The sequence below is a fragment of the Kribbella sp. NPDC104740 genome, from assembly GCF_055583505.1.
On sequence record NZ_JBVJNV010000008.1, the window covers coordinates 83142 to 97494 of the forward strand.

16 protein-coding genes and 1 pseudogene are annotated in these 14353 nt (G+C 70.5%); 5 read left to right on the forward strand and 12 right to left on the reverse strand.

The features are described 5' to 3' along the window. Position 1: 1 nt before the first annotated feature. From ACZ6Z4_RS33010 to ACZ6Z4_RS33030, 5 genes are all read right to left on the reverse strand, one after another. Positions 2–538 carry an EboA domain-containing protein gene (locus tag ACZ6Z4_RS33010; protein ID WP_465573679.1) on the reverse strand — a complete coding sequence of 179 codons (537 nt, stop codon included), beginning with the start codon at positions 536–538 and terminating at the stop codon, positions 2–4. Next, positions 535–1350, reverse strand: a complete 816-nt coding sequence (locus ACZ6Z4_RS33015; protein WP_465573684.1) for a sugar phosphate isomerase/epimerase family protein — start codon at positions 1348–1350, stop codon at positions 535–537. The genes ACZ6Z4_RS33010 and ACZ6Z4_RS33015 overlap by 4 nt, the downstream gene beginning before the upstream one ends. Continuing rightward, entirely contained in the window at positions 1347–2264 is a 918-nt protein-coding gene (locus tag ACZ6Z4_RS33020) for an SCO3242 family prenyltransferase (protein WP_465573689.1), read from the reverse strand. Before ACZ6Z4_RS33020 ends, ACZ6Z4_RS33015 begins: the two co-directional genes overlap by 4 nt. Then, complete coding sequence (locus ACZ6Z4_RS33025; protein ID WP_465573694.1) at positions 2258–3418, reverse strand: inositol-3-phosphate synthase; 1161 nt, start codon at positions 3416–3418, stop codon at positions 2258–2260. Before ACZ6Z4_RS33025 ends, ACZ6Z4_RS33020 begins: the two co-directional genes overlap by 7 nt. Before the next feature lie 167 nt (positions 3419–3585). Then, positions 3586–4908, reverse strand: a complete 1323-nt coding sequence (locus ACZ6Z4_RS33030) for a YibE/F family protein (protein ID WP_465573698.1) — start codon at positions 4906–4908, stop codon at positions 3586–3588. Positions 4909–4960: 52 nt separating this feature from the next. Here ACZ6Z4_RS33030 and ACZ6Z4_RS33035 point away from each other — a divergent pair, with 52 nt between their 5' ends. The 4 genes from ACZ6Z4_RS33035 to ACZ6Z4_RS33050 are packed head-to-tail and all read left to right on the forward strand — an operon-like array spanning position 4961 to position 8239. After that, positions 4961–6031, forward strand: coding sequence for a metal ABC transporter substrate-binding protein (locus ACZ6Z4_RS33035; RefSeq protein ID WP_465573704.1), 1071 nt, complete (start codon positions 4961–4963; stop codon positions 6029–6031). After that, on the forward strand, positions 6028–6786 hold the full coding sequence (locus ACZ6Z4_RS33040) for a metal ABC transporter ATP-binding protein (protein WP_465573708.1): 759 nt from the start codon (positions 6028–6030) through the stop codon (positions 6784–6786). The genes ACZ6Z4_RS33035 and ACZ6Z4_RS33040 overlap by 4 nt, the downstream gene beginning before the upstream one ends. After that, positions 6783–7787, forward strand: coding sequence for a metal ABC transporter permease (locus ACZ6Z4_RS33045; RefSeq protein WP_465573711.1), 1005 nt, complete (start codon positions 6783–6785; stop codon positions 7785–7787). Before ACZ6Z4_RS33040 ends, ACZ6Z4_RS33045 begins: the two co-directional genes overlap by 4 nt. A 59-nt stretch (positions 7788–7846) precedes the next feature. Further along, positions 7847–8239 (forward strand): Fur family transcriptional regulator, encoded by a 393-nt coding sequence (locus ACZ6Z4_RS33050; RefSeq protein ID WP_465573715.1) that lies wholly within the window; start codon positions 7847–7849, stop codon positions 8237–8239. 276 nt (positions 8240–8515) lie between these two features. Here the strand turns inward: ACZ6Z4_RS33050 and ACZ6Z4_RS33055 are convergent. The 3 genes and pseudogenes from ACZ6Z4_RS33055 to ACZ6Z4_RS33065 form a co-directional block, all read right to left on the reverse strand. Next, positions 8516–8677 (reverse strand): annotated as a pseudogene (locus ACZ6Z4_RS33055) (hypothetical protein); the annotation flags it as partial. 46 nt (positions 8678–8723) lie between these two features. Beyond that, complete coding sequence (locus ACZ6Z4_RS33060; protein WP_465573718.1) at positions 8724–9128, reverse strand: HAD family hydrolase; 405 nt, start codon at positions 9126–9128, stop codon at positions 8724–8726. A gap of 2 nt (positions 9129–9130) precedes the next feature. Next, on the reverse strand, positions 9131–9880 hold the full coding sequence (locus tag ACZ6Z4_RS33065; protein ID WP_465573723.1) for a class I SAM-dependent methyltransferase: 750 nt from the start codon (positions 9878–9880) through the stop codon (positions 9131–9133). Positions 9881–9966: 86 nt separating this feature from the next. On the opposite strand from ACZ6Z4_RS33065, the gene ACZ6Z4_RS33070 reads away from it, so the two are divergent. Then, entirely contained in the window at positions 9967–10641 is a 675-nt protein-coding gene (locus ACZ6Z4_RS33070) for a hypothetical protein (protein ID WP_465573728.1), read from the forward strand. Here ACZ6Z4_RS33070 and ACZ6Z4_RS33075 read toward each other — a convergent pair. The 4 genes from ACZ6Z4_RS33075 to ACZ6Z4_RS33090 form a co-directional block, all read right to left on the reverse strand. Beyond that, positions 10638–11819 carry an MFS transporter gene (locus ACZ6Z4_RS33075; RefSeq protein WP_465573734.1) on the reverse strand — a complete coding sequence of 394 codons (1182 nt, stop codon included), beginning with the start codon at positions 11817–11819 and terminating at the stop codon, positions 10638–10640. The two genes, ACZ6Z4_RS33070 and ACZ6Z4_RS33075, sit on opposite strands and share 4 nt — an antisense overlap. Beyond that, entirely contained in the window at positions 11816–12448 is a 633-nt protein-coding gene (locus ACZ6Z4_RS33080; RefSeq protein WP_465573737.1) for a GntR family transcriptional regulator, read from the reverse strand. The genes ACZ6Z4_RS33075 and ACZ6Z4_RS33080 overlap by 4 nt, the downstream gene beginning before the upstream one ends. A gap of 90 nt (positions 12449–12538) precedes the next feature. Next, positions 12539–13144, reverse strand: a complete 606-nt coding sequence (locus tag ACZ6Z4_RS33085; RefSeq protein ID WP_465573740.1) for an MBL fold metallo-hydrolase — start codon at positions 13142–13144, stop codon at positions 12539–12541. After that, complete coding sequence (locus tag ACZ6Z4_RS33090) at positions 13144–14238, reverse strand: S-(hydroxymethyl)mycothiol dehydrogenase (RefSeq protein WP_465573744.1); 1095 nt, start codon at positions 14236–14238, stop codon at positions 13144–13146. The genes ACZ6Z4_RS33085 and ACZ6Z4_RS33090 overlap by 1 nt, the downstream gene beginning before the upstream one ends. Positions 14239–14353 lie beyond the last annotated feature (115 nt).

The following is a 14353-nucleotide window of genomic DNA, read 5'->3' on the forward strand; positions in this document are numbered from 1 at the left end:
CTCAGGGGCGGTCGAGATAGGGCTGAAGGTCCGGGGGAACGGTCCGGCCGGCCGCCCGCCGTTCGGTGGCGAAGTCGGCCATCATCCGGCGCAGCTCGTCGTCGGCGCGCTCCGGCAACCCGTGCACGGCCGCCAGCGGTACGCCGGCGAACACGCACTTGAGCACGGCCTGCCGGAACGCCGTGCCGGTCAGGTGCCGGGTCGCGTACGGGCCGAGCGCGGCCGCGAGCAGGCGCTGATCGTTGGTGCGGATCGCGTCCTCGATCAGGGCCGGGCCTTGGTCGCCAGCTGCTTGCTCGACGTCGTCCAGCTCCAGGGCTTTGAGGATGGCGAGCTTTTCGGTGGTGTCGCCGTAGCGGTAGAGGTCGGTGATCTCGTCCGGCGTCGCGGTGGCGAGGAGCTGGGCGCGGGCGGCTTCGTCGATGGTCCAGCCGTTGCCTAAGGCATCTTTTCCGACGCGCCGGGTGACGGCGGGGAACACCTCGGCGAGCGGACCGGTGAAGCCGGGGAGACCGGCGGCCAGATCGGTGGACTTCATACGTGGTTCCGCAGGAACGTCAGCGACTCGCGCGCGACGGTCGGCGCGGCGTGCGAGTGCCTGGGCAGCTCCACCGCCACCAGGCCGTCGTACTCGGCTTCCCGCAGCGCCTTGAAGACCTGCGCGAAGTCGACCTCGCCGGTGCCGAACTCGAGGTGCTCGTGAACGCCGCGGCGCATGTCGTCGATCTGCACGTTCACCAGGTACGGCGCGCCGCGCCGGATGCACTCCGCCGGTGGATCCGGCTCGTTGCAGACCAGGTGGCCGATGTCGAGGGTGAGTCGGAGCAGGTCGACCTCGTCGTGCAGCTTGAAGAAGCCGGCCAGGTCGTCGAGCAGCATGCCGGGCTCGGGCTCGACGCCGAGCACGACGCCGCGGTCGGCGGCGTACGCCGCTAGCTGGTGGCAGCTGGCAACCAATCGCTCCCAGCCGAGCTCCGGCGAGACGTCCGTCGGGAGGACGCCGGACCAGAACGAGACCGCCTCGGCGCCGAGCTCGGCGGCGATGTCGATCGCGCGCTCCAGCAGCAGCATCCGCCACTCGGCGCCGTCGGTGTGCAGGAGGGTTGGCTCGTGCTTGCGGTACGGGTCGAGGACGTAGCGGGCGCCGGTCTCGATCACCACCGCGAGCTGGTGTCTGGCCAGCAGCCGCCCGACCTCGGCGGTGCGCTGCTCGAGGTCGGGGCCGAACGGGTCGAGGTGGTTGTGGTCGAGCGTCAGGGCGACGCCCTCGTAGCCGAGCTCGGCGATCACCTGGAGGGCTTCGGGGAGGCGGTGGTTGGCGAAGCCGTTGGTGCCGTAGCCGAGCCTCATGTGGGTGAGACCTTCCTTGCCAGGGCCTTGGCTATCGGCAGGGCTACTGCGAGTGCGGCGCCCAGTCGTGGGGCGCCGGCTCGGGCGCACCAGGCTGCTTGGAGCGGTACCAGGCCGTGGATGCCTGCGCCGACTGCTCGGCGGAGCTTGGGGCCTGACGGCTCCTGTGCTGCGGCGACCTGGGCGGGGGCTACTGCTTGAGCGAACAGGCCGGTCAGCACAGCCGTCGCACCCAGCCCGGCGGCGCCGGCAGGTCCGCCGGGCGCCCACGCGCCGGCCGCTGCCCCGCGCACGGATCCGGCCGCCGCCCTGCGCACCTGTCCGCCGAGCGTCGCCGCGGTGATCGCCGACGTTGCAGCCAGCGCTCCGCGCGCCGGCAGCGGCGTACTGCCGTGCACCTCTCCCCGCGACATCGCCGTCACGCCGAGGATGTGCGTACCGACAGCCAACGCAGGAGCCCACGCCCGCCGCCTCTGGTCTCCAGCACCAACCAGTACGTCGAGCGCACGCGCCGCCGCCATGAACACCGGGCCAGCAGGCGTGTTCTTCGCCTTCAGGTCGTAGCTCCACGCAGTAGCGGCGAGCACTGCCGACGTCGCGAACGCTGAGCGCCCACCGGCCCTCGCTGCCAGCGCCAGGCCGGCAGCGGTGAGCCCGGTCGCCAGGCCCAGCGCCGTACCGGCCGGCACGCGTCCTGACGGGATCGGCCGCTCCGGGCGCTCGACGGCGTCCACCTCCCGGTCGGCCCAGTCGTTGAGCGCCATGCCGGCCCAGTAGATGCAGATCGACGCTGCCGACAGTCCAACAGCACGGCCGGGCCTCAGGTCTCCAGCAGCGACAGCACCGGCCAGTACGTCGCCAGGCACCGTCAGCGCGGCAGGAGCCCGGACGAGCTCGACCAGGTCCTTCAGCATTCCTGCACCCAGCGCAGCAGGTCGTCGTACTGCCTGGTGAGCGCGTGCTCGGCCGACTCGACGGGGTCCTTGAAGTAGAACCCGAGGAACGGCATCGCCCCGACATGGCCTCGCTCCAGCGCCAGTGCGGAGAGCCTGGCGAGGTCCAGCACGAGCGGAGCGGCCAGCGCCGAGTCACAGCCCTGCCAGGTGAACTGCAGCGTCATCCGTACGCCGAGGAACCCCGAGAACATCACGTGGTCCCAGGCGGTCTTCCAGTCCCCCAGCGGGTCGACGTAGTCGATGTGCACCTCGCCAGGCACCTCACCGCCCAGCAGCTCGGTCAGCACGCGCTCCTTGGACACGCTCTTCGACGCCGCCGCCTGCGGGTCAGCCAGCGTCGCGCCGTCGCCACCACCGAGCAGGTTGGTCCCGGACCAGGCCTGCACAGGCAGAGCGCGCGCGGTGAACATCGGCGCGAGCACGCTCTTCACCAGCGTCTCGCCGGTCTTGGCGTCCTGCCCGCCGTACGGCACCTGCCGCTCGACGGCCCAGTCCCGCACCACTTGCGGCCGGATGGAGGTCGACGGCGTGAAGTCGACGTAAGCGGCCCCGGCCTCGAACGCAGCCAGCGCAGCTAGCGAACTGGGCGGAAGCGGCCCGGCCCCCGCCTGTCCCTGCTGCCCGAGGTGCGGGCTCCTGCTCTTCAACGCTTCTTTCAGCGCATCCAAGTCGTCGTACTCGACCTCGTGCGGGGGCTCGGTGGAGGCGACGTTGATCGCCACCACCTGCTCCAAGTCGTTCCGCAACCGGAACGCCCGGATGTCCTCCGCCATCCGGCGAACGACCTCGCCCTGCGTGTCCGCGACCGGGAGGACCACCAGGTTCCGCTCGGTCTCGGCCAGCTCGGCAGCGATCAGCCCATCCAGCCCCGGCGGCAGCACTCCCCCAGCGACCAGCCGTTCCACCTGTTTGCTGAGCGGCGTCTCGGCGGGATCGTGCCCGCCGAAGACCAGCCGGTCGATCGGCACCAGACCGGCCCCGGCGAAGGCCGGCGTCTCGGTGACCACTCCGGCGGGCGGGGCGCCGTGGGCCAGTGCGGCCGCTCCGGCGACGGTCGTGGTGGCGACCGAACCCCTTGCCCCGAACAACCACACACCCACGCGTCGATGCATCCGCGGCTCCTCAGGCTCGCTGCCACAGAAGGTAGTCTTGGGCGGACGATCTGTGACAGATCGGAACTCTAGATCGGCAAACGAGCGCTGGGAAGAGACGGCCGGACAGAAACCCGGAAGATCGAGGTCCGGTCAGTGCAACATCACGACATGCCGGTTTTCGCCACTCAACCGGCGTTTTCCGCCTCAGGGCCGAGATGCTCGGGCTCCGCGACCAGGTCCCGGGAGCGATCCGCGACCGCCATCGCGGCCAGCGCGGTGGTCAGCGGAACGGCCGCGATGATGCCCAGGCTGCCGACCAGACCTCGGACGACTTCGATCGCCACCTGCTCGGTCGAGATCAGGTAGTTCGACTGCGTCCCGCTGATCGCGAACACCATCAGGATCGGCAGCGCCGCCCCGGCGTACGCGAGGACGAGCGTGTTCACGACCGACGCGACGTGCGCCCGCCCGATCCGCAGCCCGGCGCCGAACAGCATCGCCCGGCTCGCGGCCGGATTGGCCGCCGACAGCTCCCAGACCGCGCTCGCCTGCGTCACCGTCACGTCGTCCAGTACGCCGAGCGCCCCGATCACGATCCCGGCCACGAGCAGCCCGGCCAGGTCGATGTCCGGCACGTACGCCTTGAGCGCCGACGCACCGTCGGACGCGATCCCGGACAGGTCGCAGAACTTCACGAACGCCCAGCCCAGGAACGCGGTCAGTCCGAGCGCGGCGATCGTCCCGGCCAGCGCGACCGACGACTGGGCGTTGATCCCGTGCGTCAGGTACAGCGCGATCACCATGATCACCGAGCCGCCGACCACCGCCACCAGCAGCGGGTTCGACCCCTTGAGGATCGCCGGCAGGATGAACTGGGTCAGCGTGACCGCCGTGACGCCGAGGGCGCCGAGCGCCGCCAGACCGCGCCAGCGCGACAGTACGACGACCGCCACCGCGAAGATCACCGCGAGGATCAGCAGCGGCCGCCCGCGGTCGTGGTCGACGTACTGGTACCGGCCCTCGATCGGCGCCTTCTCGTCGACGCCGAGCAACACCTTGTCGCCGACCTTGATCGGGATCGAGGTCTGCGCGCCCTTCGGGACCTCGACCGGAACCTCGGCGCCGAGGTCGGTCTTGCCGGAGTCGATCCGGATCGTCGCCTCGTCGCAGTCGGCCGGGTGCTCGGGGCAGGCGACGAGCTTGGTCACGGTGCCGCCGGCGCCGGACGACTTGGCCGACTCGACCGTCACGTCACCGCCCGGCCACATCACGATCATCGCCACGATCGCGGCCGCGATCAGCGGGATCAGCAGCGCCGCGACCACCACCCGGACCCGGCGGGCGACCACCGCATCGGAGTCCACCACCGAGGTGTCGAGCACGTGCTCGTCGCCCCAGCCGCCGTGCCCGTGACCGTGGCCGTGCCCGTGACCGCGGGGAATTTCGATCCGGCGGCGCCGGTTGGGTTTGTTGTCGGCCCGCCTGCGCCCGACCGTCCGCCTGGCCATCCGTCCACTCCCTGTTTTGACAACCAGTTCCGTTTAAATGAAAATGATTGTCATGAGATCTAGTCGTCGTCGTGTCCCACGCCTTGTCACGGCCGGCCTGGCCGCCCTGACCCTGCTCACTCTCGCAGGCTGCGGCAGCAACGCTGCCGACGGCTCCGGCGGCAGCGGGGACAAGCTCGACGTGGTGGCATCGTTCTACCCGCTCGAGTTCATCGCCAAGTCGGTGGGGGGCGACGCGGTGAACGTGACCACGCTGACCGCGCCCGGCGTCGAGCCGCACGACCTGGAGCTGACCCCGAAGCAGGTCGGGACGATCGCCGAGGCCAAGCTGGTCGTGTTCGAGAAGGGCCTGCAGCCGGCCGTCGACGAGGCCGTCGAGCAGAACGCCAAGGACGCCGGCTTCGACGTCGCCCCGGCCGCCAAGCTGGAGGCGACCGGCGCCGACTTCGAGGAGCACGAGGAAGGCAGTGGCGCCGCCACGCCGAGCAGCCCGGCCACGCCGGCGGCGTACGACGGAGGCGGTGCGACGGGGGCAGGCGCGGTGCAGCAGGCGGCGTACGGCGAAAGCAGCGCGGTGCGGCCGGCGGCGTACACCGAGGACGCGCTCGACCCGCACTTCTGGCTCGACCCGGTCCGCTACGCGGGCGTCGTCCAGGCGGTCACCGACAAGCTCGTCGAGGTCGACGCCGCGCACGCGGACGGCTACCGGGAGCGCGCGAAGACGCTGCTCGGCGAGGTGAACAAGCTCGACACCGAGTACAAGACCGGGCTCGCCAGCTGCAAGTTGACCACCTTCGTGACGAGTCATGAGGCGTTCGCCTACCTGGCGAAGCGGTACGGTCTGCAGATGGTCGGAATCGCCGGATTCACCCCCGACGCCGAACCGACCCCGCAGCGGATCAAGGAGGTCCAGGAAATCGTGCGCAACCAGCACGTCACCACGATCTTCTACGAGGAGCTCGTCAGCCCCAAGGTGGCCGAGTCGATCGCCCGCGACGTGCACGTCAAGACCGCGGTCCTCAGCCCGATCGAGGGCCTGTCGGACGCGAACTCGCAGGAGACCTACCTCTCCCTGATGCGCGAGAACCTCCAGGAGCTCCGGAAGGCGAACAGCTGCGCGTGACAGGCCCGACAACAGACCCCGCGAAGGCCGTTCAGGTCACCGATCTCTCGGTGGACCTGGGCGGTCGGCTCGTGCTCCGCGGGATCGACCTGCAGATCCGTCCGGGCGAGGTGGTCGCCGTGCTCGGCACCAACGGCTCCGGCAAGTCCACCCTGGTCCGAACCATCGTCGGTCTGCTCCCCGCCGCCCGCGGCGAGGTCCGGCTCTTCGGTACGCCGGTCCCGCGCTTTCGCCAGTGGAGCCGGATCGGCTACGTGCCGCAGCGGATCACCGCGGCCGGCGGCGTACCGGCGACTGTGCACGAAGTGGTCTCCTCCGGTCTGCTCTCGAAGCGGCGCCTCTTCCGGCCGCTCAGCGCGGCCCAGAAGGCCGCGGTGGACCAGTCGCTCGAGCTGGTCGACATGGCCGACCGCCGCAAGGACGCCGTCGCCGAGCTCTCCGGCGGCCAGCAGCAGCGCGTGCTGATCGCTCGCGCCCTGGTCTCCGACCCCGAACTGCTCGTCCTCGACGAGCCGACCGCCGGTGTCGACCTGGCCAGCCAGGACATCTTCGCCGACGCGATCCGCGAACGCGTGGCCCGCGGTACGACGGTCGTCATGGTCAGCCACGACCTCGGCCCGATGGACGCGCTGATCGACCGCTCGGTCGTCCTGCGCCGCGGCCGGATCGTGTACGACGGGCCGCCGCACGCCTCGCAGACGCACGCGCACGTCCACCCACACGTCGTCGACTCCGAACCCGGGTGGTTGTCGTGACCTTGTTCGAGCTGGAGTTCATGCAGCGGGCGCTGATCGCCGGGCTGCTCACCGGGCTGTCCGCGCCGGCGATCGGCACGTACCTCGTGCAGCGCCGGCTGGCGCTAATGGGCGACGGGATCGGGCACATCGCGATCACCGGCGTCGCGCTCGGCCTGCTCACGGGGACCGCGCCGGTGCTCACCGCGATTCTCGTCGCCGTCGTCGGCGCGAGCGCGATCGAGCTGATCCGGGCGCGCGGGAAGACCAGCGGAGACGTCGCGCTGTCGCTGCTCTTCTACGGCGGGATCGCGGGTGGTGTGCTGCTGATCGGGTTGGCCGGGCAAGGCGCAGCGACGCTGAACACCTATCTGTTCGGCTCGCTGACCACGGTCTCGCCGTCCGACCTGTACGTCGTCGTCGGCCTCGCCGTCGTCGTCCTGGTCGTGGCGATCGGCCTCGGGCCGCAGCTGTTCGCGGTCTGCCAGGACGAGGAGTTCGCCCGCGTCACCGGGCTGCGCGTCCAGCTGCTCAACCTGCTGATCGCGGTGATGGCCGCGGTGACCGTGACGGTCGCGATGCGAACGGTCGGGCTGCTGCTGGTCAGCGCGCTGATGGTCGTGCCGGTGGCGACCGCGCAGCAGATCACGCGGTCGTTCCGGTCCACGTTCGTGACCGCCTGCGGGATCGGGGTGCTGGTCTGCCTGGCCGGGATCATCACGTCGTACAACGCGAACGTCGCGCCGGGCGCGACCATCGTCGTCCTGGCGCTGGCCTGCTTCGTCCTCGCGGCGGCCGCGGGCTCGCTGGTGCGCCGGCGGCGCGCCGTACAGGCACCGCTCGCCGACGAGGAGCCTGAGGTCGGCGTACCGGGTCCGGAGCCGCACGTCGTCACCGACGAGCACCCGCACGCGCACAGCCAGCGCTGCGGCCACCCGAAGGTCGAGCACGGCGACCACGTCGACTACGTGCACGACGGGCACCTGCACGCTGCGCACGGCGACCACTGGGACGAGCACTGACTTGGCACCGTCTGCGAGAATGGCGAGTTGAACCGGCTGAACTGAGGACAGGAGTAGCGGTGGCGATCGGAACGCGTTCGACCCGGCAACGGGCGGCGGTGGCGTCCGTACTGGACAACCTGGACGACTTCCGGACCGCCCAGGAGATCCACCAGGAGCTCCGAACCTCCGGCGAAGCCGTCGGCCTCACCACGGTCTACCGCACCCTCCAGGCCCTCGCCGACTCCCGCGAGGTCGACGTGCTCCGCACGGCCGACGGCGAGACGGCGTACCGCCGCTGCTCGAAGGGGCACCACCACCACCTGGTCTGCCGCAACTGCGGCCGCACGGTCGAGGTCGAGGGCCCGGCTGTCGAACGGTGGGCCGACAAGGTCGCGGCCGAGCACGGGTACTCGGATGTCAGCCACACGCTTGAGATCTTCGGAACCTGCTCGGACTGCCAGAAAGCCTGATTCTTCTGCCCCCACGGCAGACGGTGGTCGGCCTTGGATCGCCCACCCGCCCACCTCTGTGGGCGGGGTGCGGGGTGATGGTGCAGGGCAGGCGGTTGTCGCCCACAGCCTGATGGTGGTGAGCGCATCTCGCCCACCCGCCCACCTCTGGGTGCGGTGGGGAGTGCGTTGGCGGGTTGAGGTACGTGGTGCGGGCTGTGCTCAAACGGGGGTAGGCGAGCAGGTGGCTGAGATGGCGGCTCGCTCATCCGGCTAGCACGTGGGGCTGGAGGACGCTCAGAGCAGGTGGGTCAGCAGCTCGGGCATCGTGTGGGCGGTGGGTGGTGTGAAGCCGTCGACCTGGTTGGTGGTGCTGTCGTCGCTGTGGAACAGCAGCGGGCGGAACCCGACTGCTTGCGCCGCGGTGAGGTTGGTGGGGCGGTCGTCGACCAGGTAGGTCTGGGCGGAGTCGAGGCCGGGGTGGGCGCGGACGGCGGCGAAGGATTCAGGCGACGGTTTTGCGGGCGCCTAGCTGTGAGCTCACGTACCAGCGTTCGGCGCGCAGGTTGAAGCGGGCGCGGAGCAGCTCGGACCAGGGGGCGGCGTCGTTGGTGAGGATCAGCGGGGTGATGCCCGCGGAGCGGAGTTGGTCGAGGGTCTCTCCGGTGCCGGGGGTGAGCTCGTGGTGGGTGCAGTAGTCGGCGTCGGTGGCAGTTGCTGCTACGCCGAGCGACGTCCACAGGTGGTGAGTGGAGATCTCGCCGAGGGTGCATCGGCGGTAGGCCTCGCGGATGTCCGGCTCGGTGGCCGTGCTGCCGTGGGCGCGGAGGTACGGGATGAGCAGGCTCGCGACGACGTTGCCGTGCCGGTAGAGGACGCCCATCGCGTCTAGGACGACGAACCGGCGCAAGGTCAGCGCACTGCGGTCAGGAGGTACGTCGCAGGCAGGTGACCCGCCTGGTCGCCGAGGGCGGCGTACATCTCGGGGGCGGCGAATTCCTGGAGTGAGCGGAGGGTCAGGCCGGCTGTGAGTACGGCGGTGGTGACGGCGCCCAGATTCCAGATGTAGCTGCGGTTGGGGACGTCGATGTCCAGCTCGCGGGTGATCTGGGGGGCCTTGAGGGGGTCAGGGTAGCCGTCACGGGGTGGGGTGAAGTAGTTGCTGGCGACTCTCAGCGGGGTGGTGGCGGTGAGGACCTCCCACACCGGGTGGTGCTCGGAGATCACCAGTACGCCGCCAGGCGCGAGCCTCAGCGCGAGATCAGCGGCCCAGCGGGTGAGATCCGGGACCCAGCAGATGCCGCCCCAGGAGATGAAGATGAGGTCGAAGGCCGTGAGGTCCGGGGCGAGGGCCATCATGTCCTGCTCGCGGAAGTCGATCTCGACACCGAGAGCCTCGGCCTTGGCGCGGCCGGTGGCCAGGTGGGTGGGGGCCAGGTCGACGGCGGTGACGTCGGCGCCGAGGCGGGCGAAGGTGAGGGCTTCGTCGCCTACCGAGCAGGCCAACTGGAGGACTCGGCGGCCGCGGACGTCGCCTGCGGCGGCCAGTTCGTCGGGGTTCAGGGCGCTGCCGCCGGCCTGGAAGAACTCGAGGGGTTCGCCTGGGCGGTGCGGTGCGAGGGTCTGCCAGTACTGGCGGTTCTGCTCGACGACGCTGTCCATGGCGGGGATCGTACGGCGGGCGCGGTCGTGGCTGCACCAGGAATTTGCCAGACTGGCCAGCGGCGACCGACGACCGGGGAGACGACATGGGTATCCGTACGACGGCCGCGGCGCTCGCCGCCGGACTGGTGATGACCGCCGGGGTGCTGACCGCGACGCCGGCGAGCGCGCAGAGCGCCGCGGCCTGCAACCTGACGGCGCCGTACCGGGTCGTGATCGGGCAGCCGTACAAGGAGTTCAAGCTGTACGCGTCGGGAGCCTGCTCGCTCGGTGGTGGGACTTCGGGCTGGGATCTGATTCATCCCAGTCAGGGAAGTCAGGGCGGCGCCTACTTCAGTGGTGGGAATCAGCAGAGCTGGGACGTCTACGACTTCCACACCATCGGGCTGCACACCTGGCGGCCGTCGGGGGCCTTCGACAACAACTCGAATCCGCTGACGCAGAACACCGTGCAGTCCGACATCCGGCTCGCCACCGCGGCGTGGATCAGCAGCAAGCGGACAGCCGATGTGGTGACGCTGACCGGGACGTCGCTGGTCTACTCAATCGACTACGACAAGTACTACAAGCGGTCCGCGCAGGGCGCGTTCCAGTTCCGGGAGCGCGGGACGACGACCTGGAAGGGGCTGAAGGGGGTCACCACCAGCTCTGCGGGCGTCGCGACGATGGCCTACCGCTACAGCAAGACTCGTGACTACCGCTTCGTGCTCTACACGACCCCGGTCTCCTGGGACCAGGCCAGCGCGACGACGACGCGCTAGGCCGGCAGGTGGCGGCGGGACGACGCAAGCACCACCGCCGTACAGGCCAGAGTCACCGCAGCGACCACTGCCAGCAGCACAACGTACGGCGCCAAGCTGGCGACTGCTGCGAGCACAGTCGGCAGCAGGAAGCCCAGATAGGCAGCTGCGTAGTAGACCCCGGTCAGCCCGGCCAGGTCCACGTCGTCGTTCAGTGCGGCGATGCGCTGGATCTCCAGTAGGCCGGAGACGACAGCGATCCCGTACGCCGCTCCCAGCAGCACACCGTCGAGCAGGCCGAGCAGTGGTGAGCCGAGGTCGGCTACTACGGCGCTGAGGCCGACTCCGGCCGACATCAGGACCATCGCCACGACGATGGCCCGGGCTGTCGACACGGAGTCGAGCCTCTTTGCCAGCGGCTGCACCAGAGCCCCCGTGCCGAGGGTGCAGACCGTGAGCAGGGTGGCGTAGGCCAGTCCCCAGTTGCCGAGCCGGTCGCCGACGAGCTGTGGCGTCACGGCGTAGGCGATGCCGGCCGAGCCGAAGACCCAGGGGGCCATCGGGAGCACCACCCGCAGGAAGCGGCGGTGTGCGACGGCCGGGACCTTCAGCAACGACCAGAGCGAACCAGCTGCCGGAGCGGTCCGAGTCTCAGGAGCTCCTGGCAGCAGGGACAAGGCGGCCAACGCCAGTACGGCGTGCACGGCGTAAGGCGTCACCATCGGGTGCGGACCCCACTGAGCCAGTACGCCGGCCACGCCGGCGCCCAGACCGAAGCCGAGTGTCAGCCCCATCGCAGCGCGCCTCGCACCGGCTCCGCTGTCGGCAGCAGCGTCGTACGGCGGTTGCGACAGCTCCTTGACCCAGCTGGTCCCGACAGCCATGGCTACGCCGACAGCAACTCCGGTGAGCAGGCGGCCGCCGTACAGGGCCCAGGTCTGTCCAACCATCAGGAGCACGCTGGAGACCGCTGACAGCGCCGTACCGACCAGCATCAGCGGCTTGCGTCCGTGCCGGTCGGACAGGGCTCCAGCGACGAGCAGGCCGGGCACCAGCCCGACGACGTACGTGCCGAGGAACAGGTCGACTTCAACGGTCGAGTAGCCACCAGCTTGCCGGTAGAGCATCAGCAACGGTGTGAACTGGTTGCCGCCCCAGCCGCAGCAGAACATGGCGAAGACCGCCCGCTGCCACCTCATCGCCGGTGGTACCGGTCGAGGTGCTCCCCCAGCCCCCGTGCGAACTCCTCCGGCTCCCGCCGCTCGACGCACTCCGCCAGCGCCGCATGCTCCTGCAGCAGTACGTCGAGGAGCTCGGCCCGCGGCCGGACGACGCTCAGGCTCATCCGCCGCTGCCGATCCCCGAGCGACCGGTAGAAGCGGATGGCCAGCGCGTTCCCCGAGCCCTCCACGAAACTCGCGTGGAAGGCGTCGTCGGCGGCGGCGAACCCGTCGGCGTCCCGTGCCTGCGCGCAGCGCCGCTGCTCCTCCAGCGCCCGCGACCACCCCTCCGAGGCCGCGGCGAGCAACCGGTCGTCCCGGAGCAACCTCCGGACCGCGGCCGCTTCGAGCGCTTCGCGCAGGTCGAGCACGTCCTCCATCTCGGTCGGCGTCACCGGTACGACGACCGCTCCGCGCTTCGGGATCAGCTGGACGAGCTGCTCGGCCTCCAGGCGCAGGAACGCCTCCCGCACCGGCGTCCGGCTGATGTCGAGGTCGTTCGCGATCTCGCCCTCGCTGAACAACTGCCCACCGGCGAGCTCTCCGGTGAGGATCAGCTCCTTGGTGTGCCGGTAGGCGCGATCACCCGCGGGTCCCTGGTCGGCCATGGGCTCAATCTAGCGCATAGATGCATGCATAGATGCATGACTGGCGAGAAGCTGCCGCCGGCCCTCCGCACGGGAGGGCCGGCGACGAGATCAGGAGATGTTGCCGACCTCCGCGGCGATCGTCGTGGTGTCGCCGTGGCCGGTGTGGACGACCGTGCCCTCCGGCAGTGTCAGCAGGCGGTCGCGGATCGACTTCAGGATGGTCGGCTTGTCGCTGTACGACCGGCCCGTCGCGCCCGGGCCGCCCTGGAAGAGGGTGTCGCCGGTGAAGACCGCGTCGAGGTCGGCGGCGTACAGGCAGGTGGAGCCGGGGCTGTGGCCGGGGGTGCTGACCGCCTTCAGCGTCGTGCCGGCGACGTCGAAGGTGGTGCCGTCGGAGAGGTCGTGGTCGGGCAGTTCGTCGTACAGGGCGGACCAGAGCATCTGGTCGGCCGAGCTGATCCAGACCGGGCACTTCAGCACGGCCTGGACGCCGCCGACGGCGTTGATGTGGTCGTTGTGCCCGTGCGTGGCGACCAGGCCGACCACCCGGCGGTCGCCGACCGCCTGGACGATGCGCTCGGCGTCGTGGGCGGCGTCGATCACCAGCACCTCGTGGTCGTCGCCGACCAGCCAGATGTTGTTGTCGACGTCCCACGTCCCGCCGTCCAGGCTGAACGTGCCGGACGTGACGAGCCGCTCGATGCGAGCCGGCATCAGAAGACCACCACCGAGCGCAGCACGTCGCCGTGGTGCATCTTCGCGAAGGCCGCCTCGACCTCGTCGAGCGCGATCGTCTCCGACACGAACCGGTCCAGCGGCAGCCGGCCCTGCAGGTGCAGGTCGATCAGCAGCGGGAAGTCGCGGCTCGGCAGGCAGTCGCCGTACCAGCTGGACTTGAGTGAGCCGCCGCGGCCGAAGAAGTCGAGCAGCGGCATGTCGAGCTGCATGTCCGGCGTCGGTACGCCGACCAGGACGACGGTCCCGGCCAGGTCGCGGGCGTAGAACGCCTGCTTCCAGGTCTCCGGGCGGCCGACCGCGTCGATCACGACGTCCGCGCCGAACCCACCGGTCAGCTCCTGGACGGCCTCGACGACGCCGTCGTGGTCGAGCTCCTTGGAGTTGATCACGTGCGTCGCGCCGAGCTCCTGGGCGACGTCGAGCTTGCGCTGGTCGATGTCGAGCGCGATCACCCGGGCCGCACCCGCGAGCCGGGCGCCGACGACGGCCGCCGTACCGACGCCGCCGCAGCCGATCACCGCGACGGTGTCACCGCGGCCGACGTTGCCGGTGTTGACCGCGGCACCGAGCCCGGCCATCACGCCGCAGCCGAGCAGCCCGGCGACCTCGGGCTTCGCCGCCGGGTCGACCTTCGTGCACTGACCGGCCGCGACCAGGGTCTTCTCCGCGAACGCGCCGATCCCCAGCGCGGGCGACAGCTCGGTGCCGTCGGCCAGCGTCATCTTCTGCTTCGCGTTGTGGGTGTTGAAGCAGTACCACGGACGGCCGCGCAGACAGGCCCGGCAGCTGCCGCAGACGGCCCGCCAGTTCAGGACGACGAAGTCGCCCGGCGCGACGTCGGTGACACCCTCGCCGACGCTCTCCACGATCCCGGCCGCCTCGTGGCCGAGCAGGAACGGGAAGTCGTCGTTGATGCCGCCCTCCCGGTAGTGCAGGTCGGTGTGGCAGACACCGCAGGCCTGCACCTGGACCACCGCCTCCCCCGGCCCGGGATCGGGGATGGTGATCTGCTCGATCGTGACCGGGGACCCTTTGCTCAGGGCGACGACTCCACGCACTGTCTGACTCATGCGCCCGACGCTAACCAACCGGACCCCGTCGCGTCTGCCCCCGTCCGCGCGTCGGGCCGGGGATTTTCGGTCCGCCGGTACGCCGGCGGACGGGCCTGGTGGACGGCCGCGTGTC

Coding starts and splice junctions, on each gene's coding strand:
- ACZ6Z4_RS33010 (WP_465573679.1), bottom strand. CDS start 538: ATGAAGTCCACCGATCTGGCCGCCGGTCTCCCCGGCTTCACCGGTCCG.
- ACZ6Z4_RS33015 (WP_465573684.1), bottom strand. CDS start 1,350: ATGAGGCTCGGCTACGGCACCAACGGCTTCGCCAACCACCGCCTCCCC.
- ACZ6Z4_RS33020 (WP_465573689.1), bottom strand. CDS start 2,264: ATGCTGAAGGACCTGGTCGAGCTCGTCCGGGCTCCTGCCGCGCTGACG.
- ACZ6Z4_RS33025 (WP_465573694.1), bottom strand. CDS start 3,418: ATGCATCGACGCGTGGGTGTGTGGTTGTTCGGGGCAAGGGGTTCGGTC.
- ACZ6Z4_RS33030 (WP_465573698.1), bottom strand. CDS start 4,908: ATGGCCAGGCGGACGGTCGGGCGCAGGCGGGCCGACAACAAACCCAAC.
- ACZ6Z4_RS33035 (WP_465573704.1), top strand. CDS start 4,961: ATGAGATCTAGTCGTCGTCGTGTCCCACGCCTTGTCACGGCCGGCCTG.
- ACZ6Z4_RS33065 (WP_465573723.1), bottom strand. CDS start 9,880: ATGGACAGCGTCGTCGAGCAGAACCGCCAGTACTGGCAGACCCTCGCA.
- ACZ6Z4_RS33070 (WP_465573728.1), top strand. CDS start 9,967: ATGGGTATCCGTACGACGGCCGCGGCGCTCGCCGCCGGACTGGTGATG.
- ACZ6Z4_RS33075 (WP_465573734.1), bottom strand. CDS start 11,819: ATGAGGTGGCAGCGGGCGGTCTTCGCCATGTTCTGCTGCGGCTGGGGC.
- ACZ6Z4_RS33080 (WP_465573737.1), bottom strand. CDS start 12,448: ATGGCCGACCAGGGACCCGCGGGTGATCGCGCCTACCGGCACACCAAG.
- ACZ6Z4_RS33085 (WP_465573740.1), bottom strand. CDS start 13,144: ATGCCGGCTCGCATCGAGCGGCTCGTCACGTCCGGCACGTTCAGCCTG.
- ACZ6Z4_RS33090 (WP_465573744.1), bottom strand. CDS start 14,238: ATGAGTCAGACAGTGCGTGGAGTCGTCGCCCTGAGCAAAGGGTCCCCG.